The sequence below is a fragment of the Candidatus Effluviviaceae Genus I sp. genome (assembly GCA_016867725.1).
In the GTDB taxonomy this organism is placed as follows: domain Bacteria; phylum Joyebacterota; class Joyebacteria; order Joyebacterales; family Joyebacteraceae; genus VGIX01.
The window spans coordinates 1-19,396 of sequence record VGIX01000036.1; the positions used below are offsets into that span (position 1 = coordinate 1).

At 69.3% G+C, this 19,396-nt stretch carries 13 protein-coding genes and 1 tRNA gene; 2 read left to right on the top strand and 12 right to left on the bottom strand.

The window, feature by feature from the left end; translation table 11 throughout:
- A partial coding sequence (locus tag FJY74_07705) for a T9SS type A sorting domain-containing protein (GenBank protein ID MBM3308194.1) occupies positions 1 to 2,024 on the top strand: 2,024 nt, incomplete at its 5' end.
- Here the strand turns inward: FJY74_07705 and FJY74_07710 are convergent.
- The 6 genes from FJY74_07710 to FJY74_07735 all read right to left on the bottom strand — a co-directional run bounded on the left by FJY74_07710 (position 2,021) and on the right by FJY74_07735 (position 7,469).
- A complete protein-coding gene (locus tag FJY74_07710; protein MBM3308195.1) occupies positions 2,021 to 2,305 on the bottom strand; it encodes a hypothetical protein in 285 nt (94 codons plus the stop codon). The genes FJY74_07705 and FJY74_07710 overlap by 4 nt on opposite strands.
- A 47-nt stretch (positions 2,306 to 2,352) precedes the next feature.
- Positions 2,353 to 3,849 (bottom strand): DUF4070 domain-containing protein, encoded by a 1,497-nt coding sequence (locus FJY74_07715; protein ID MBM3308196.1) that lies wholly within the window; start codon positions 3,847 to 3,849, stop codon positions 2,353 to 2,355.
- A gap of 117 nt (positions 3,850 to 3,966) precedes the next feature.
- On the bottom strand, positions 3,967 to 4,173 hold the full coding sequence (locus tag FJY74_07720; protein MBM3308197.1) for a cold-shock protein: 207 nt from the start codon (positions 4,171 to 4,173) through the stop codon (positions 3,967 to 3,969).
- Positions 4,174 to 4,538: 365 nt separating this feature from the next.
- Positions 4,539 to 4,790: a hypothetical protein gene (locus FJY74_07725; protein MBM3308198.1), complete on the bottom strand. Its 252-nt coding sequence runs from the start codon at positions 4,788 to 4,790 to the stop codon at positions 4,539 to 4,541.
- A 13-nt stretch (positions 4,791 to 4,803) separates the two neighbouring features.
- Positions 4,804 to 7,020, bottom strand: a complete 2,217-nt coding sequence (gene katG, locus FJY74_07730) for a catalase/peroxidase HPI (GenBank protein ID MBM3308199.1) — start codon at positions 7,018 to 7,020, stop codon at positions 4,804 to 4,806.
- Positions 7,017 to 7,469 carry a YbaN family protein gene (locus FJY74_07735; GenBank protein ID MBM3308200.1) on the bottom strand — a complete coding sequence of 151 codons (453 nt, stop codon included), beginning with the start codon at positions 7,467 to 7,469 and terminating at the stop codon, positions 7,017 to 7,019. Before FJY74_07735 ends, katG begins: the two co-directional genes overlap by 4 nt.
- 264 nt (positions 7,470 to 7,733) lie before the next feature.
- On the opposite strand from FJY74_07735, the gene FJY74_07740 reads away from it, so the two are divergent.
- On the top strand, positions 7,734 to 8,975 hold the full coding sequence (locus tag FJY74_07740) for an MFS transporter (protein ID MBM3308201.1): 1,242 nt from the start codon (positions 7,734 to 7,736) through the stop codon (positions 8,973 to 8,975).
- 431 nt (positions 8,976 to 9,406) lie between these two features.
- Here the strand turns inward: FJY74_07740 and FJY74_07745 are convergent, their stop codons facing one another.
- The 6 genes from FJY74_07745 to FJY74_07770 all read right to left on the bottom strand — a co-directional run bounded on the left by FJY74_07745 (position 9,407) and on the right by FJY74_07770 (position 19,368).
- Positions 9,407 to 12,247, bottom strand: a complete 2,841-nt coding sequence (locus tag FJY74_07745; GenBank protein MBM3308202.1) for a protein kinase — start codon at positions 12,245 to 12,247, stop codon at positions 9,407 to 9,409.
- 268 nt (positions 12,248 to 12,515) lie between these two features.
- Positions 12,516 to 12,590: transfer RNA gene (locus tag FJY74_07750), tRNA-Asn, on the bottom strand.
- Between the two features lie 158 nt (positions 12,591 to 12,748).
- Positions 12,749 to 14,164, bottom strand: a complete 1,416-nt coding sequence (locus FJY74_07755) for a glycosyl hydrolase 53 family protein (GenBank protein ID MBM3308203.1) — start codon at positions 14,162 to 14,164, stop codon at positions 12,749 to 12,751.
- Positions 14,161 to 15,552 carry a (Fe-S)-binding protein gene (locus tag FJY74_07760; protein MBM3308204.1) on the bottom strand — a complete coding sequence of 464 codons (1,392 nt, stop codon included), beginning with the start codon at positions 15,550 to 15,552 and terminating at the stop codon, positions 14,161 to 14,163. The genes FJY74_07755 and FJY74_07760 overlap by 4 nt, the downstream gene beginning before the upstream one ends.
- A gap of 2 nt (positions 15,553 to 15,554) precedes the next feature.
- Positions 15,555 to 16,361, bottom strand: coding sequence for an FAD-binding oxidoreductase (locus tag FJY74_07765; protein ID MBM3308205.1), 807 nt, complete (start codon positions 16,359 to 16,361; stop codon positions 15,555 to 15,557).
- Between the two features lie 4 nt (positions 16,362 to 16,365).
- Positions 16,366 to 19,368 carry a hypothetical protein gene (locus tag FJY74_07770; GenBank protein MBM3308206.1) on the bottom strand — a complete coding sequence of 1,001 codons (3,003 nt, stop codon included), beginning with the start codon at positions 19,366 to 19,368 and terminating at the stop codon, positions 16,366 to 16,368.
- Positions 19,369 to 19,396: the final 28 nt, after the last annotated feature.

Below are 19,396 nucleotides of genomic sequence, written 5' to 3' on the forward strand. Positions count from 1 at the left end.
GCATCTACGAGGTCACGCGGGGCGGCTTCACGCCCGGCCAGCAGATCGAGTACAAGTTCCGCCGAAACGGCGTCTGGGACGGCACCGAGGAGTTCCCCGGCGTCGGCAACAACCGCTTCTACACCGTACCGGCAGGCGACGACACCATCCTCGTCTGGTACAACAACCTCGCGCCGGCCGGCGGCGGAGGCGAGCCCTTCTGGTGGAACGACTGCGTCTTCTACGAGGTCTTCGTGCGCAGCTTCTACGACAGCGACGGCGACGGCATCGGGGACTTCCAGGGGCTCACGCAGAAGCTCGACCACCTCAACGACGGCAACCCCTTGACCGATAACGACCTCGGCATCACCGGCATCTGGCTCATGCCGATCCACGACTCGCCGAGCTACCACGGCTACGACGCCGTGGACTACCGCTCGATCCACCCCGACTACGGGACCATGGACGACTTCCGCGCGTTCCTGGACGCCGCCCACGCGCGCGGCATCAAGGTCATCATCGACTTCGTCATGAACCACTGCTCCAGCCAGCACCCGTGGTTCGTGCAGTCCGCGCAGAACGACCCGGCGTTCCGCGACCACTTCCGCTGGTCCGCGACGAACCCCGGGCAGACCGGGCCCTGGGGTCAGAACGTGTGGCACTGGCATCCGTCGGGCTGGTACTACGGGCTCTTCTGGAGCGGCATGCCGGACCTCAACTACGAGACCGCGGCGGTGAAGGACTCGATGTTCGCGGCTGCGTCCTACTGGCTTGACACGGTCGGCGTGGACGGCTTCCGCCTCGACGCCGTGCTCTACGTCCTCGAGGAGGGCGGGCAGCTGCAGAACACGGCGTCCACGCTGCAGTTCTGGGAGGACTACAACGCGCACGTGAAGTCGGTGAAGCCCGACGCGATGTCCGTCGGCGAGGCGTGGACGTCGACAGGCACCGTGCTGCAGTACGTCACCGAGGAACGCCTGGACCTCTGCTTCGAGTTCGACCTGTCGTACGCGATGCTCTCCGCAGCCAATGCGGGGAACGCCGGGGGGCTGGCCTACAGAGCCGACCAGGTCTACCGCCTCTACCCCTATCTCCAGTTCGGCACGTTCCTCACCAACCACGACCAGGACCGCGTGATGAACGCGCTGGGCTTCGACGAGGCGAAGGCGAAGGCCGCGGCGGGCATCCTCATGACGCTGCCCGGCGTGCCGTTCGTCTACTACGGCGAGGAGATCGGGATGACCGGGAGCGGCGACCACCTGAACATCCGGACCCCGATGCAGTGGAGCGCCGCGCCGAACGCAGGGTTCACGACGGGGACGCCGTGGCGCGCCGTCAACGCGGACTACTCCACGCGCAACGTCGTCGCGCAGGATCAGGACCAGGGGTCGCTGCTTGCGTGGTACAGGCGGCTGGTCGGAGCGCGTCGCGGCTCCCCCGCCCTGCGGCGCGGGAGCTTCCACACGCTATCGAGTTCCGCGTCGCCCGTGCTCGCGTTCGTGCGCCGGCACGAGCAGGAGACGGTGCTCTGCATGGTCAACACGGTGCCTGGCGCAGTAGCGGGCGCCACGCTGACCGGCTCGGTCGCAAGCCTGGAGCAGGGCTCGCACGCGCTCGTGAGCCTGCTCGATCCCGGCGACACGCTCGATGTCACGGTCGGCGCATCGTACGAGATCGCGGGCGTAAGCCTCGCCGGTCACGAGGTGGCGATCTACCGCTTCGGCGGCGGCACGGGCACCGACCCGGGCGACGACCCGCCGCCGGGCGTGGGGCTCCTCCTCGAGCGCAGCTACCCGAACCCGTTCACGCCTCCGACGAGCGTCCGCTTCTCGCTCCCGGCCGCGTCGCGCGTCCACCTGGGCGTCTACGACGTCGCGGGCCGCGAGGTGGTCGTGCTAGAAGACGGAACCCGCGCGGTGGGGCCGCACGAGATCCGGTGGGACGGAACGGACAGGAAGGGGGTTCCGCTGAGCGCGGGGACGTACTTCGTGCGTCTTGAGGCGGGCGGCGAGACGAGGACGTCGAAGGTCATGCTCGTCCGCTAGCGTGCCGAGCGCGGGAGCGGTCTCTCGGCGAGAAGCTCGAGGAAGTGGGGGTCCCGAACGAGGTCGAGCCCGTAGGATCCCACGAAGATGCCTACGGCAATGAACGAGACGATGAGGGGCTGCCTAAGCCTACTCCCGACGAACCCGACGGCCGCGGCCAGGACCAGGAGCACGGTGATCTGCAGGAAGATGCCGAGCGTCTCGGTCGGGTTGGCCACGAGCGCGAGCGCCGGCAGGACCGAGGGAAGCCACGAGAGCATCGGAGCAGGCAGCGTCTGCACGGCCTAGGCGCACCCCTCGTCGCGTCGCCGGGAGCAGGCGCGGGAGATCAGAGAACGGACACTCCGACGATCGGCTCGTAGCATCTGCGGTAGTGGTACCCGTAGATGGCGAGCGCGATGGCGACCGGGAGCGCCCGGGGCCGTCTGAAGAGGGTCCAGAAGATGAGGCCCGGATACCGCCAGCCCTCCCTCCCTGCAACGCTCAGATGATAGAAGGACCGGAGGACCGCGACGATGTGCGACCGTGACAGGTGCGCGCTCGCCCTCGGCGGCCGGTACTCCCGCAGGAACGTCCTCACGCGGCGGTAGTAGTTCGGCGGAGCGTAGAGGTCCCTGAGGACTCCCCTGTAGCCTCTCTGGAGCGAGTCGAGCCCCATTCTGGGAACGATGTTGGTCGTGCCGTCCGAGTTGTCGCCCGACAGATCGCTGCGGATCCGCCCCTCGCGGCGAAGCCGCTCGTGCAGAGCCGTGCCCACGGGCGCCTGCAGCATCCCGACCATCGCCGTGGCGATCCCGCTCTTCTGGATGAACTCGGTCATGCGCGCGAAGACGGACGGCGTGTCCCCGTCAAAGCCGACGATGAAGCCCGCCTGCACCTGAAGCCCCGCCCGCTGGATGCGCTTGATGTCCGCGAGAAGGTCCCGATGCCGGTTCTGCCTCTTGTGGCACTCGGCGAGGTTGGCCTCGTCCATCGTCTCGATCCCGATGAACACGGTGTCGAACCCGGCGCGCACCATCGCGCGCATGAGCGCAGGGTCATCCGCGATGTCCATGGTGACCTGCGCGCTGAAGCTCACGCCCCGCTTCCCGCGCCGCCACGCGATGATCGCCGGGAGAAGGTCGTCGTGAAGGCGCCGGCCGTGCGCGTTGAAGTTGTCGTCCACGAACGGGATGATGCCCCGCCATCCGAGACGGTAGAGCGCGTCCAGCTCGGCGATCATCTGCGCGGTCGTCTTGGTCCGCCAGCGGCGGCCGAAGAGCTTCGTGACCTCGCAGAACTCGCAGTCGTTCGGGCAGCCGCGTGAGAACTGCACGCCCCTCGAGGCGTAGTGCCGGGGATCGACGAGGTCCCAGCGCGGCACGGGGGTCGCGGCAAGATCGGCGAAGTCCTGAGTCTGGTAGACGCGGCGCGCCCGCCCGCTCGCGAAGTCCTCGAGGAACGGCCGGAGGGTGAGCTCGGCCTCGTTGAGCACGAAGTGGTCGACGCTCCCGAACCTCTCCCGCTCCTCCGCGGAAGCGAAGAGCGGCCCTCCCGCGATGACCGTGAGCCCCGCCGACTTACACCGGGCAGCGACCTTGAGCGCCGACGCCCGCTGCACGATCATCCCGCTCACGAGCGCGCAGTCGGCCCAGGCGAGGTCGCCGTCGGTGAGCGCCCTCACGTTGAGGTCCACGAGGCGAAGGTCCCACTCCTCCGGCAGCATCGCGGCGACGGTCAGGAGGCCGAGGGGCGGGGATGCGGCCCGTCGGTTGATGAGCCTGAGAGCGTGCGTGAGGCTCCAGAAGGAGTCGGGGGTCTTCGGGTAGATCAGGAGCGCGTTCAACGTGGCTCCTCGCGATCGAAGCGGCCCGGGTTCAGGAAGCGACGGGGCCGCCATCGTACACAGACGGCGGCCCCGCGTCTCGGTATCAACGTGCGACCCGGCTCATGCCGGGTGCGCTTAGATGCGCCTCACGTTCTCTGCCGCCGGGCCCTTCTGACCCTGCACGACGTCGAACTCCACGCGATCACCTTCGCTCAGGCTCTTGAAGCCCTCGCCCTGGATGGCGGAGTGGTGGACGAACACGTCCTTCGAGCCGTCCTCCAAGGAGATGAAACCGAAGCCCTTGCTGTCGTTGAACCACTTCACGGTTCCTGTCGTACTCACTGCACTACCTCTTTCGATCTGGCCGGCCGGCGGGATCGCCGCCTCTGCCGGCGTTGGTCCTGTCGGGGACCGGGCCGATCGCCCGCGCCCACCGACCTCTGCTCCTGCGGGGCGCTGTCGCCCCTGCAGTTCCCGCCATCACCGAGCCGTCGGAATCGCCCCACGATCTCCTGCGGACTCCCCCGCCGTCCACTGAACGAAAGAGGGACCGGCTCGCAGGCCAGGTCCCTCCTAGGAGTCTCCGGATATGTTGCCATACCGACGTGGCTGAACTGCTATGGGCAGTATAGTCGAGCGCGGCATCGCTGTCAAGGGTGATAATGGAGGCCCCGCTGGGGCCGCTGGAGGGGGCAGGGGACGCGGCACTACCTCAGGACCGTCAGCTTCCGCGTCGCCAGGACCCCGTCCGCCTCGAGCCTCACGAAGTACGTGCCGCAGACCGCCCGCGCGCCGGCGTCATCCAGCCCGTCCCACGCAACTGCGCCGAACCCGCCGTCGGGGCACTCCGCGGGGTCGAGCCGCCTGACGAGCCGGCCGGACAGGTCGTGGATCGAGAGCCGGACCGAGCGCATCCCGGGCGCGATGTGACCGGCGCCGAGGTCCGGCCAGGCCTCCACGAGACCCTCCGCGCTACGCCCGCGCGACGTCGAAGCGATCGAGGTTCATCACCTTGTTCCACGCCGCGACGAAGTCGCGCACGAACATCTCCTGCGCGTCCCCGCACGCGTAGACTTCCGCGATAGCCCGGAGCTGTGAGTTCGACCCGAAGATGAGGTCGACGCGCGTGCCGGTCCACCTCGGCCTGCCCGTCTTGCGGTCGCGGCCCTCGAACACGCCGTCCTCTCCCTCAACGGCCTTCCACGCGGTGCCCATGTCGAGCAGGTTCACGAAGAAGTCGTTGGTGAGCGCCCCGGGCCGCGCGGTGAAGACACCGTGCTTGGATTGGCGGAAGTTGGCGTCCAGGACGCGCATCCCCCCGACGAGCACCGTCATCTCGGGGGCCGTCAGCGTCAGGAGCTGCGCCCGATCCAGGAGGAGCTCCTCCTCCGGAACGGAGTACTTCGCCTTGAGGTAGTTGCGGAACCCGTCCGCGCGCGGCTCGAGGACGGCGAACGACGCGGCGTCGGTCTGCTCCTCTGTCGCGTCCGTGCGCCCCGGCGTGAAGGGAACGGTCACCTTGTGGCCGGCGTTCCTCACGGCCTGCTCCACGCCGGCGCAGCCGCCCAGGACGATCAGGTCGGCGAGCGACACCCTCTTCCCGCCGGACTGCGCGGCGTTGAACTCGCTCCGGACCTTCTCGAGGGTCGAGAGCACGGCCTTGAGCTTCTCCGGCTCGTTGACCTCCCAGCCCTTCTGCGGCGCCAGGCGGACGCGCGCTCCGTTCGCGCCGCCGCGCTTGTCGGAGCCGCGGAACGTGGAGGCCGACGCCCAGGCCGTCGAGACGAGGTCGCGGACCGACAGGCCCGAGCCGAGGACCTTCTCCTTGAGCGAGGCGGCGTCCTTCCCGTCGATCAGCGTGTGGTCGACCGCGGGCACCGGGTCCTGCCAGATCAGCTCCTCGCGCGGGACCTCGGGCCCCAGGTAGCGCGAGCGCGGCCCCATGTCGCGATGGGTCAGCTTGAACCACGCCCGCGCGAAGGCGTCCGCGAACTCGGCGGGGTTCTTCAGGTAGCGCCTCGCGATCGGCTCGTAGATCGGGTCGAACCGCAGCGACAGGTCCGCCGTGGTCATCATCGGCCGGTGCTTCTTCGTCGGGTCGTGGGCGTCCACGATCATGTCCGTGTCGGCCACGTCCTTGGCGAGCCACTGATACGCGCCGGCCGGGCTCTTGACCAGCTCCCACTCGTACGTGAACAGGATCCTCAGATAGCCCATGTCCCACTTCGTCGGGTTCGGCTTCCAGGCGCCTTCGAGACCGCTGCTGATCGTGTCGCCGCCCGAGCCCTTGCCGAAGCTGCTCTTCCAGCCGAAGCCCTGCTGCTCGATCGGGGCGCCCTCCGGTTCCGGGCCCACGTGCGTCGGGCTGCCCGCGCCGTGGCACTTGCCGAACGTGTGCCCGCCGGCCACGAGCGCGACCGTCTCCTCGTCGTTCATGGCCATCCGCGCGAACGTCTCGCGGACGTCACGGCCGGAGGCCACCGGGTCCGGGTTGCGGTCCGGGCCCTCCGGATTCACGTAGATGAGCCCCATCTGCACCGCGGCCAGCGGGTTCTCGAGGTCGCGCTCGCCGCTGTAGCGGCTCCCGGGCTTGTCGCTCGTGGCGAGCCACTCCTGCTCGGAACCCCAGTAGACGTCCTCTTCCGGCGCCCACGGGTCCACGCGCCCTCCGGCGAACCCGAACGTCGGAAACCCCATCGACTCGAGCGCGCAGTTCCCCGCGAGGATCATGAGGTCGGCCCACGAGATCCTCCTGCCGTACTTCTGCTTGATCGGCCAGAGAAGACGACGGGCCTTGTCGAGGTTCACGTTGTCCGGCCAGCTGTTCAGGGGCGCGAACCGCTGGTTGCCGCCGCCTGCGCCGCCGCGGCCGTCCCCCATCCGGTACGTCCCCGCGCTGTGCCACGCCATCCGGATGAAGAGCCCGCCGTAATGACCGTAGTCGGCCGGCCACCAGTCCTGCGAGTCGGTCATGAGGGCGTAGAGGTCGTCCTTCAGCGCCTGGTAGTCGAGCTTCTTGAACTCCTCGGCGTAGTCGAACTCCTCGCCCATCGGACTGCCCATGGGCGCGTGCTGGTGGAGGATCCTGAGGTTCAACTGGTTCGGCCACCAGTCCCGGTTCCTCGTTCCGCCTCCGGCCACGCGGCTTCCGGTCTTGCCCGTCACCGGGCACCTGCTGTCACTGCTCATTGCCGTGCTCCTCTCCAGCCGCGATCGGGCTCGTGTCTCTCTCGACCGGCTTCCCGCAGCCTGCGGTCGCCTTCCGGCCGGACCGTCCTCAGGGTTGCCAGGTGCACCGTCACTCCAACGCCGATCAGAAGCAACAGGGAGCGAACGGCCCAGCTCCGCGTGAAGAGCGCGCCCGCGAGCGCGAGAGCGCACCAGAGCATGGTGATGCTCCCGACCTTCGTGGCCGGCGTCGTCGCCCTGTGCTCCATGTAGTTCCGGATGTGGCCGCCGACCCACCGATTGGTCAGGAGCCACCGGTGGAGCCTGTCCGAGCTTCGGATGAAGCACGCCGCGGCAAGGAGGAGGAATGGGGTCGTGGGCAGGAGCGGAATGAAGACGCCCGCGATGCCGAGGCCGACGCACACGACGCCGACAGCCACCAGGATGCACCGCGCGACTCCGGACGACACCACGCCGCGTCCGCCCGCCCTGCTCACTTCGTGCTCCCCTTCTTGCGCCGGGGATGACCCGCGCACTGACGGGAATCTAACCCCATGTAGCGCTGCCGTCCAGAGGGGCCGCCCCTGTTTCAGCGCCCGGCAGAGGGGCCCCGATCTGGTGGACCGGGCTTCTCCTGCCGGCCCTGCCTCGCGTCCCGCGAGGCCTCCCCCGTCATCATTCACCCCGCTTCGTCACCTTGACATCCGCCGCACGGAAGGTACCATGCTTCACCAATGAAGAGCATGCGGTCCGTGCTGGGCATTCCGGACGTGCGCCGGCTCATCTTCGTCACGACGATGTCGCAGCTCGGCGACCGGCTCACCCACATGCTCCTCATCACGGTCATCGCCCTGGTCCGTCCCGGCCGGCTCATGGGGTACTCCGAGGGCGCGCTCGTCTTCAGCCTGCCCACGTTGCTGCTCTGCCCGGTCGTCGGCGTGCTCGTTGACCGCTGGGACAGACGCCGCGTGCTCGGCATCACGCACCTCATCCAGTCCGGCGTGCTCCTCGTCACGCCGCTGGTGATACGACTCACCGGCAGCTTCGTCCCGTTCTGGGTAGCGCTCTTCGTGTTCTTCGGCCTCGACCTGTTCAACAACACCGCCGGGCCGTCCCTGCTCCCGGTCCTGGCCGGCGAGCGCCGTCTCGTCGCCGCCAACTCCGCCCAGCTTGCGTTCGGCAGAGCGGCCACGATCGTCGGGATGCTCGCCGGCGGGGTTCTCATCGCGTGGGTGGGCTGGAGCGCAGGACTCGTCATCAACGCGCTCACCCATCTCAGCGCCGGAGTCGCCGCCTTCGCCATCTCTCCCCTGCGGAAGGCTACCCCGCGTCCAGGAGAGCCCTCCATCCCGGTCGCGCGGGAGCTCGCCGGTGCCGCGGGCCGATTCCTCGCCGAGTTCGCGGAGCTGCTGTCGCTCGTCTCCCACAACCGTCGCGTCGCGTTCGTGCTCGCCTCGATCGTCGTCTCCACCTTCGTCTCGGCGGCGTCCTACACGATCCTCATCTACCTCGTCCAGCAGGTCCTCGGCCTGGGCACCGCCGGCGTGGGCGCCCTTGCCGGCGTGCTCGCCTTCGGCATGGTCGCGGGAGCGGCCGGGATGAGCCTCCTGCCGGAGGACGTCAACCGAAAGCGGGCCATCTGCGCCTTCGTCCTGGTGCACGGCCTGCCGTTCGTCATCGGCCGGTTCCACCTCTCGCTCCCGTTCATCGTCGTCGCCGCGCTCGTCTCGGGCGCCGCGTACTCGGGACTGGGCGTCCTGCAGAACACGATGCTCCAGGAGGAAGCCGAACCCGGGATCCGCGCCCGCGTGTTCTCCGCGCGGGAGTTCATCACCAACGCCACCTTCATCGTCTCCACGCTGGTCATCGGATTGGCCGGAGAAGTCGCACCCTGGCGGAGCCTGCTGCTGTTCATCGGCCTCGCGCTCGTCCTGCTCTCGCTGACCGGTCTTGTGTGGTCGCGGAACGACCGCTAGAGGCGGGAGGAGAGGTGTGCTCCTGCGTCCGGCGAGAGAGCGCGGGGAAGAAGACGCGGGGCCCGGCTGGCGGCGGGCCCCTTCAAGCAGAGGGCCCGGTCCGCTCGGACCGGGCCTTCGGATCATGGCTCCGCGCACGTGCCGGTCTACTAACCGGCCCAGTGTTGCGGAACCGGAGGTCTGGTTCAGGATTCTACAGGTCGCTGAGGACGGCGGCAACGGCACGCCGGCGCCCGCCTACCTCGATCAGACGGTTGAGATCGCCCTTGGGCCCACGGGAGCGTTCGAGAATGGGAACGTGGGCACACTGAAGCGCCGGGTGAACACCGCGCAGGTCGTGAGCGCGATGCCGTGATGCCGGCGTCGCCATCCAATCTGTGGAACGGCACAACTAGCGGGGGCGGGTGAGGCCCGTACGCCCCTTCCCTCCGTCACCTCTCCGGGCGGCCGAGGTACTTGTCGAGCCACGCCAGCGTCTCCTTGATGACCTCGGCGCGGGGAACCATGTGTCCGCGAGGGTAGGAGATCCGCCTCTTGTGTTCCTTGGGGGTGCCCAGGAGATCGAACATCGGCCGCTGAGATGTCTCGGTAGGGAAGAAGAAGTCAAGCTCGCCGTTCAGCATCAGGGTCGGCTGCGTCACGCGCGTGATGTAGTTGAGCTGGTCAGCCTCGGGAAGAGGGCGCTCGAAGTTGAGGCCGGCGACGCACAGGACGACCGCCTTGATCCGCTTCTCCACCGCCGGCATGATGGCGCCCATCGCCCCGCCCCAGCTCAAGCCGTAGTAGGCAATCCGATCGGCGTCGATGTCGTCGCGCGTCTCGAGGTAGTCGATCGAGCGGGCGAGGTCCTTGGCCCACATGATGACATGGTCCTTGTAGAACGTCGTGTCCATGAGATAGTCCGACTTGAGCTCGTCGCCGCGCTGGTACGTCCCCTTGTAGATGGGGAGCATCACGGCGCGTCCGCTCTTGAGCAGGTAGTCGATTCCACGCAGCTCCGCGGCCCCGACGGCGGGCGAGGAAATCGCCTGCGAACCGGGAAAGACAATAACCGTCTGAAGAGGCGGCCGGCCCCGCAGCGGGAGGCAGAGATGCGCGAGCACCCGCTCGCCACCGTAGGCGGCGGCAAAGGAGATGGTCTGCCTGAGCCCGAGCGGGTCCTGCTCCTCGGACTCGACGACCGCATCGAGCGGTGTCTTGTCGTAGCGGAATTGTCGCAGGAAGAAGCCGAAGGTCTCGTCCGAGACAGGCGTCTCGGCGCGGAAGTCGCGGAACGGGAGATCGATGACGCGCGTGAGGTTCTCAAGATTCGGCTCCGGGTCGAGGGCGCGGATACAGCGGAAGCCGTTCGTCGGCGATCGGTCAAAGGCCGGCTGCGCGTAGGCGTCGGCGAAGGCGTACTCTGGGTCGTTCCAGCCTCCGCCGAGAATGAACCGCTCGCCGGGCCGGTTGCACTCGTTCCAGGCCCACTCGCGGACGTTCCCGGCGAGATCGCACACCCCGAAGCGATTCACACTCTGCGTGGTCCCCACCGGCACAGGGCCGCGACCGGAGAAGTTTGCGAGGGGAACAACTTGGGCGCTCGCCACAGTGAAGGCCACCCGGTTCCAGTGGAAGACGGTGGGCAGCTCCTTCCCGCACCACGCCGCATACGCGGCCGCCTCGAACCAGCTCACGCCCGTGACGGGATACTCGCCCTCGCCCGGCGGGTACTCGCCGAGTTCCCAGGACGCGGGGCCCGGCCGGCCGATCGAGTCCGTGAATCGCGCGATGGCCCCCTCCCATGAGAGGGCGCGGCCGTCCGCGAGGAAGAGCTGCCGCCAGTGCTCTCTCTTCTCGTACCCGCCGGCGTCCACGAACTGCTTGTACTGGCGGTTCGTGACCGGATGCCGGTCCATGAGGAATGCGGCTGTCGGTTCCGCCTTCAGGTAGTCGAGTCCAGGCATGTAGAGCGTGAGCCCGCCGCCCGGCACGAGTTCCATCTCGTCGGGGATCTCGCCCGGCCTCAAGAGTCGGTAGTCCCACCTCGATGAGAGGTGCGCATATGCCGCTGCGCCCATGGGTCCGATGTTCCAGACCGCATCGTGGGTGGTGCGGTATCCGGCCAGCTCCAGTTTCAGTCGCGTGAACCCGCGAGGATACCGGACATTCTCGAGCGGCGTACGACCGAGCGGAACCCAGTCTGCTGCGGGATCGCCGTAGTACTTGGCGAAGACGGACGCGCCAGGCGGGTCGGACACGATGGTCACCGCGCACGTGAACCACGGCCGCAGGCGCTCGAGCAGGGCGTCGTCGGGCGCGAGCCTCTCGATCTCCCGCGCGAGCTCGAACGCCGCCCACGGGCCGGGTCCATCGTCGAAGACCTGGATGCCGTCGACGATGCGCGCGAGCTCGGGCAGCGCCTTGTTCCGGGCCCAGCCGCCAAGCCGCGTGAGTTCGCCGCCGACCTCGGCGGCGCTCGAGTAGCGCTGCGCCGGGTCCTTGTTGAGACACCGGTTGAGGATCTCCGTGAGCGAGCGGGGAGCGACCGTGTCCAGCTGAGTGAGCGCCTCCGGCAGGCCGGTCAGGATGGAGCCGAGGATCGAGGCGCTCGAGTCCCCCTGAAACGGGCGCCGTCCCGTCGCCATCTCGTAGAGCACGCAGCCGAGCGCGAAGAGATCGGTGCGCGCATCGGCCGCCTTCCCCTCGAGCTGCTCCGGCGCCATGTACTCGAACGTCCCGACGATCGTGCCCTTCGCCGTGAGCGGCTGGCTCATCGTCCGCAATTCGCTCGCCGCGGCGTCGGTGGCGCGCGCCTCCGACCGCCGCGCGAGCCCAAAGTCCATGAGCTTGACCCCGGACTTCGTGAGCATCACGTTCCCGGGCTTGAGATCGCGGTGCACGATGCCGGCTTCGTGCGCCCTCTCGAGCGCGTCGGCCATCTCTGCTCCGACCGTCAGGAGCTCGGCGATAGGCATCGGTCCGCGCTCGAGCCGCGCGGCCAGCGTCTCGCCCTCGAGCAGCTCGATCACAAGGTAGTCGACACCGTCCTGATGGCCGATGTCGTACAGGGTGCAGATGTGTGGGTGGTTGAGCTGCGAGATGGTGCGCGCCTCGCGCTCGAAGCGGGCGCGGACTTCCGGCGTCGCGGCCAGGTGCGAGCTCAGCACCTTGATCGCCACGTCGCGGCCGAGGCGGGTGTCGTGGGCGCGGTAGACCTCGCCCATGCCGCCGGCGCCGAGGGCGACGAGGATCTCGTAAGGACCGAGGCGGGTGCCAGGAGAGAGAGACATCTTGACTCCGAACCGGCGAGGGTGGCCGCGCGCATTCGCAGTCAGTGGACCGCTGGAACACCATCTCCTTCAGTGGCGATGTCGGATTGTACGCCCTGGCGACGTGGCGCGCCACCAGATAGCAACCCCTGCGTGGCGGAGGGAACAGACCCCCAACAGAAGGACCTTCTCCACCTGCTGGTGAAGAAGGTCCTTGTTCACGACCGGCGCACGATAGAGATCTGGTACGCGTTACCGAACCAGGCCTCGGTTAGTACACCGGCACATCTGGCTCCTCAGGTAGGACTCGAACCTACAACCCTCCGGTTAACAGCCGGATGCTCTACCATTGAGCTACTGAGGAGTATGTCCGTTTCCGCGAAGAAGGCGCGGCTTCGGCCGGTGGCCGCCTCGCCACGCCTCCCGGGAGCGCCATTGTAGCAAGCCTCGGGCCGGATGTCAAACCGGCCGTGCGGCCGCGCCGCCCGACCCCAGGCTTCGATCCAGCCCCGCCGCGACCGCTCACCGCGCGCCGAACCGGAACCCCGGCAGCGCGTCGCCCTCGAAGTCGAACAGCGTCAGGTTCTCGTACGGATTCTCCGGCCCGCCCTCTACGGCAAGGAACCCCGGCTCCCAGTACAGCACCGCCGTCCCGAGCCCGCCGGGCGTCGCCTCGGCGATCGTGACGACGTCCCGCAGGAACGCGAGCTGTCCCTCGGGCGTCGCGGGGTAGCCGGCGTGAAGCTGCGACTCGCTGCCGACGAAGTTCGGCGTGTCGTCCTGCCAGTCGAGCGTCCACGGGTAGCCGGCCTCGACGATCATGATCTCGCGGCCGTACCGGACCGCGAGGTCCACGAGGTTGTCGCGCAGCCTCCAGATCTCGCCGTGCCACCACGGGTAGTACGAAAGCCCGATCGCGTCGAACGCAACGCCGCGCGCGAGGAGGTTGTCGAAGAACCACCGACACCCGGCGTTGTTGCCGCCGTGGTCGAAGTGCACGACGACGGCCGGCCGCTCCGACGGCGCCAGGCTGCCCCGCGCTCCTGCGACGCCCGCCGACACAAGCGCGGCGAAGCGGTCCCACTGCTCGCCGGTGTCCCACTCGCTTCCCGCCCATCCGACCCGCCCGTCGTCCCACAGCATGCCGGCCGAGATCTCGCTGCCGATCTGCACGTACTCCGGCAGCGCGCCCGCGTCGCGGAACCGCCGCACGACCGCGTTCGTGTACGCGTACACCGAGTCCACGAGCGCCTCGAACGGGATGCCTTCCCACGCGGCGGGCTTCGTCTGGTGGCCCGGGTCGGCCCATGTGTCCGAGTAGTGCAGGTCGAGCATGAGGTCGAGTCCGCGCGCCTTCGCCTCCCGCGCGAACGCGACCGTCGCGTCGAGCCCGTGCCAAGGCTCGGCGGGCGTGTGCCAGAGCCTCAGGCGCACGATCCCGTAGCCGGCGTCGGCGCAGGCGCCGAGCAGATCCACCGGCTCGCCGCCCACGCGGTACTGCGCGCCGAGCGAGACCAGCCGCGGCGTGAACGAGAGGTCCGCCCCCGTCCGCGTGCCGCCCGGCATCCAGCCCGCCCGATGGTCGAAGAAGACCGGCGGAAGCGACGCCGGCTCCGAACCGACCGTGACCATCCGGTCGGGGATCGAGTGCTCCCAGCGCTCGGACCCGCCGCGCACGAGCACGAACTTGTACGCGTGCGTCCCGGGCGCGAGGTCCTTCACGATCTCGAACACGAGGTCGCCGTCGGCGTCCGCGAGGGCATCGGCGTTCCCCGACCAGCCGTTCATCGTCCCCCGCAGCACCACGAGGTCGGCCGCCGGGTTGAACTGCCCGAACGAGTGCATGATGGCCATGTCCACGGTGAATGTGAGGGGGGCGGCCAGGGCGGCGCCGGCGGACGCGCAGACGAGCATGCCGGCGAGCAGCCGCGAGATCATCCTCCGCTCCTCCCCTCTGCCAGCGCCATCACGTCGGCCACGTGCATCACCTCGACCCGCACCCCCGCCTGCGCTACCATGTCGCGAAGCTGCATGAGGCACACCGGGCATGCCGTCGCGACGACGTCCACGTTCGCCGCGCGGATGGCCTCGACCTTCCGGCGCGCGATGGCCTTCGCCGTCTCGTAGTACGCGAGATTGAACGTGCCTCCCCCGCCACAGCATCGGTCGGCATCGGCCATCTCGACGAACTCGACGCCCGGCAGCGCGCGGAGGATCGCCCGCGGCTCGAGCGTGACGCCCTGGCCGCGCGAGAGGTGGCACGGGTCGTGGTAGGTGACGCGGAGCCGCCGGCCGCGTGTCCCGATCGCAGGCGTTGCCCCGTCGGCCCCGGCCGCCGCAAGGCCCGCCGCCCCGCGCCGCGCGATGAACTCCGCACAATCGTACACCGGCAGCGGGAACCCGCCTTCGATCCCCAGGAGCTCCTCGTACTCGCGCTTGAAGGCAAGCCCGCCCGACGCGCAGCCCGTGATCACCGCGTCCACGCCGAGGTCCTTGAACATCGCGATGTTCCGGCGAGCCAGCTCCCGCGCCGTCACGAAGTCGCCCGCGTTCATCACGGGCGTCCCGCAGCACGCCTGCCCGCGCGGCAGCACGACGTCCACGCCCGACGCGGCGAGCGCGCTCACGATCGCGCGGCCCGTCTCCGGGTAGATGAGGTTCGTCGCGCAGCCCACGAAGTACGCCACGCGCCTGGCCTCGCGAGCGATGCGATCCCGTCCGGCCTGAGGCGCGTACCCGCCTGCGCTCGGATTCGTGACGAGCGGCGCCGCGGGCGGCCGCCCCGTCGCCCTCACCACCTCGGGCGCGTTCTCGAGGAACGACCTCGGCGCGAACTCGGGGAACACGCGGTGTCGGTCCATGCCGACCGCGGGAAGGAGCAGTCGGAGCGGGCTCGTCGGCGGCAACCCGCGCAGCACCCACCGCTGGACCCACGCGGCGATCCGCCCGACGGGCGGGAGCAACCGGCCGCGCCGCAGAAGCTGGCGGAACACGACCCGCTTGACGAGCGGCAGGCGTCCCGACGCTGCGAGGTCGGCGCGCGCGGCGAGCACGAGATCGTCCACGCGCACGTCGTTCGGGCACTCGGCGACGCAGGTCTTGCAGTTCAGACAGAGCTGGATCTTCTCGTCGAAGACGTCGGTGAGGCCGAGCCGCCCGTCGAGCACCGCGCGGATGAGCGCGACCTTACCGCGCGCCACGGCGCTCTCGAGGCCGACCTCCGCGAAGACGGGGCACACCGAGCGGCAGGTGCCGCAGCTCCTGCACTTGGCGGCGGCCTCCCTGCGCTTCAAGAGCTCGGGACCGGGACCTGTCCGTCGGGCCACGGTCACCCCCTTCCCCCTGGAAGCGCGTCCGCCCCGAACAGCGCATCGAGCGGCGGGAAGACCCCGTCCGGGTCGAGCTCGGCCTTGAGTCGCGCGAGGATCGTGAGGCCGCCGGCCGCTGCGCCGGAGCGCGGCGAGCCGCCGCCGGACTCCTTCGCCGCCGAGCCGCCCATCGCCGCCGCCGCCGCCAGCCCCGCGAAGTCCCGCGCATACGCCTCGCGGATCGCCTCGCGCCGCCCATCGGCCTCAAGCCGCAGCACCGCCGACACGACGATCCCGAGCGCGCCCCGCGAGCCGATGAAGAGCTGCTTGAGATCGTAGCCCGTCACGCACTTGACGGTCCGCGATCCGGTGCGCGCCACCTCGCCGTCGGCGAGCACCGCGTCGAGCCCGAGGACATACCTGCGCACGAGGTTCCCGCGGCGCGTCCAGTTGCCCGGCGCCCGGGCGAGGATGTCGCCCACGGCCTCGTCCGGCGCGGCCTCGTCGGACACCGGCCAGAACATCGCGTGCTCCCGCAGACGCTCCTCGAGCGCCCCGGCCGTCACGCCGGCCTCGACGACGGCCATGAGATCGGCCGGGAGGACCTCCGTGATCGCGGCCATCCTCTCGAGCGAGACGACGACCGGCGGGCGTGTCAGCGCCTCCGCCCGCGCCCACGCCGGCGCGACGACCCACCCGCGCTCGCGGGCCAGCCGCACGACCGCGGCCGCGCCTGACGCGTCGGCGGGCAGAGCCATGACTCTGCCCGCGCGCTCCTCGACCCCGACGCCTGTGGATGCGAGCGCCTCGCGCACGCCCGGAGGCACGACCTCACCTCACCTTCAGCATCCGGCCGACGGGCGTCACGGCCTTGCTCCCGTCGTCGCCCTCGGCTTCGATCACGTAGAGGTACACGCCGTTCGCGATCTCGTCGCCCTGCGCGTCCCGGCCGTCCCACTCGAGCTCGTTGTAGCTCAGCGCGTTCGGCGCGTCCTTGAAGTCCCGGATGAGCCGGCCGCCCACCGTGTACACGCTCACCCTCACCCGCGAACCGCTCTGGCTCAGAAGATAGATGATCTTCGTGCTCGCCGAAAACGGGTTCGGGTGGTTCGCCACGTCGCGGATCTCGATGCGCGCGCCCTCGGCCACGCGCAGCACGAAGGTCGTCTGCTGCCCGTTGAGGTCCCGCGCCGACATCCTGATGTCGTACGCGGCGTGACGGATCGGCGCGCGGTAGGTGATCCGGTACCACCGGCTGAGCTGCGAGAGCGTGTCCACCATCGCCCGGACCGTGTACTCGCTCGGGTCGATCGTCCCGACGTCCGTCTCGACGATCGCGATCGTCGCCGGGTCGATCTCCACCTCGTCGATGACGTTCGCGACGATCTCGACCTCGACGTCGCCGGTCGCCAGGAGGTAGTCGCCGCTCAGTTTCGGCGCTCCGTCCACGGTCACCTGGAAGCGCGGCGGGCTCATCTCGACGCGCATGAGCGGGTCGCCCAGGAGGCAGAACGTCCGCGCCGGCGAACTCGGCCTGCCGCCGGTCACGTACTTCACGATCGTCTTTGCCAGGAGTCCACCCAGCGACCATCGGGGCCAGTAGTACTGCTCCGGCGGCCCCTGCGGCGTCGGGTCCTGGAAGAACGCCTCAAAGACCTTGCGGTTCATCACCTCGTTCGTCGAGAGGTACTCGGTGCCCGTGCTCGCGAAGACGGCGGAGGCCCCGCGCGTTGAGGACGCGAGGAGCATCTGCTCGACGATGCAGTCGCCGGTGACGCCCTCCGACCAGTAGTGGAACCACCCGATCTGGCAGGAGTACCCCATGAAGATGAACGGCTTCCCGTCGTTCGCGATGCCGGGCAGATCGCTCTTGAGCAGCAGCGACTCGTGCGTCAGGAGCGACTTGTTCCCGTGACCCTGGAAGTTCACGATGACCGCGCCCTCGGACAGCCGCCCGATGAGCGCCGGCGTCACGGTCCCTCGCACGAAGTTCTGCGTCGCGATGAGGTAGCTCATGTCCCCGCTCGTGTTCGAGCCGTGGTACGGGTCGGTGTAGCGCCGCATCGCGAAGACCGTCGTGTCGATGCGAGCGGGAGAGGCTGCGACGATCTGCGCGAGGCCCGTGCAGATCGTCGTGAACCCCGCCTCATACCCCTTCCGCGTGTACGGATCCTCGAGGCTCACGTACGACCACAGGTCGTCCGCGAGGAAGAACACGTTCTTCCGCCACGCGTCGCCCGCAGCGTAGTTCTCATACGCGAGGATCTTCGAGACGATCGCGTTGGCCTCGCCGACGCTGCCGACCGGGAGCCTTCCGACGTACACCTGCGGGAGGTACGGCGAGACGGCGCTGAAGCAGCCGTACCAGGTGTCGCTTCCGACGAGGTCGCTGTTCTGCACGGACACGTGGACGTAGGTCGGAACGTAGTTGGGGGCGCTCGACGAGGTGACGTTCCGCGCGTCCTCGCTCGCGTCGCCCACGAGCAGCGCGAACTGCGGCGGCCGCGACCACTCCTCGAAGGCGTACCTCAGGTACGCGCGGATCGCGTCCGGCGAGGGCATCCCGCCGCCGAACTCGTCATAGACGTCGTTCACCGACGCCCGGGCGACCGCGTGGCCCTGCGACTCGCGGCGCGCGAGGAGCGGCTCCACCGCGGCCGCGAAGTTCGGGTGCGCAACGACGACGAGGTCGGCCTCGCGCGTCGCGAGGTCGGCCGGCGCTCGCCGCGTGACGTTCGCCACGGGAAGGGCGCTTCCGTCCGCGACGGCCTCGTAGCGCTTGAACCGGGGCACGGGGTCCTGGACGACAAGCTTGTACTGGCCGCCGTCCGGGACGACGCTCCCGGCCCCCAGTGTAAGCCGCACCGGGCGCATGGGGTCGCTCACGTCGAACACGCGGATGCCTGGCGTCGCGAACCGCGTGACCTCGAACTGCGCGTCGCCGACGACGCCTGCACTCGTGAACGCTAGCCTCCCCCCGACCGCCGCGTACCGCCGCAGGTACGCAAGCGAGAACCAGTCGAGGTCGCCGCCCGTCCTGTTCCCGACCGCGCGGAGGTGGTTGGGGCCGTCCGTGAAGTGCGTCGCCGGGACGGGCCCGCTCGTGTAGATCGCCGCGCCCATCGTGTAGGTGATGCCGGCGAACTGGAACGAGCCCACGGCGTTCTGCTGGCTCGCCCCGTTCACGATGGAGAAGTCCACCGTGTGCAGGCCCGACGCGTTGCCGTGATAGCGCGCGCGCAGCACGACGTCCCCCGCCGGATCAATGTCGAAGACGGAGAACGGGAGCTGGTAGTCGTCGTTCTGCGACAGGTACGACGTCCAGGTGTAGAAGTCCACGACGTCCGACGGCGGGCTCGGGTCGAAGTACACGTCCTGCTCGTAGCGGAGCGTGTCGGGGAAGCTCGCCGGCGGCGTGACGCCCGTCCAGTCATGCCACCCCGGCCGCGCGTCCATGCGCGCCGCGAGCGACGGGTCCACGGCGAACCAGTACGCGTTCCGCGTGGCGTGACGGTCCTCCCATCCCTCCACGAGGAACTCGTCCAGGAAGCTCCGCGCGTAGAAGAGGATGTGGTCCGATCCGTTGAAGTGGCCGTCGCTGTTGGCGTCCACGACGACCACCTGCAGCGGCGTCTCGACGAACGGGTCCGGCGCCGCGCGGTCGAACGACCGCTTGTACACCGCGACGTCGTCCACCGACGGCGTCGTCGAGAGACCGGCGCTCTGAAGCGCCGGGAAGTCCAGCCGGTGGATGCCGGTCTCCCCCACGTCGAACCGGTACGCTTCGGAGCGGCGCGCCGCCCGCCCGCGAACCGCGCGCGGCGCCGGACGCATCCTCCACTCCCGCGCCTCGCGGTGGTTG

Excerpts from the sequence above, each read along its gene's own strand:
- katG (MBM3308199.1), bottom strand. The coding sequence starts at position 7,020 with ATGAGCAGTGACAGCAGGTGCCCGGTGACGGGCAAGACCGGAAGCCGC.
- FJY74_07740 (MBM3308201.1), top strand. The coding sequence starts at position 7,734 with ATGAAGAGCATGCGGTCCGTGCTGGGCATTCCGGACGTGCGCCGGCTC.
- FJY74_07745 (MBM3308202.1), bottom strand. The coding sequence starts at position 12,247 with ATGTCTCTCTCTCCTGGCACCCGCCTCGGTCCTTACGAGATCCTCGTC.
- FJY74_07755 (MBM3308203.1), bottom strand. The coding sequence starts at position 14,164 with ATGATCTCGCGGCTGCTCGCCGGCATGCTCGTCTGCGCGTCCGCCGGC.
- FJY74_07770 (MBM3308206.1), bottom strand. The coding sequence starts at position 19,368 with ATGCGTCCGGCGCCGCGCGCGGTTCGCGGGCGGGCGGCGCGCCGCTCC.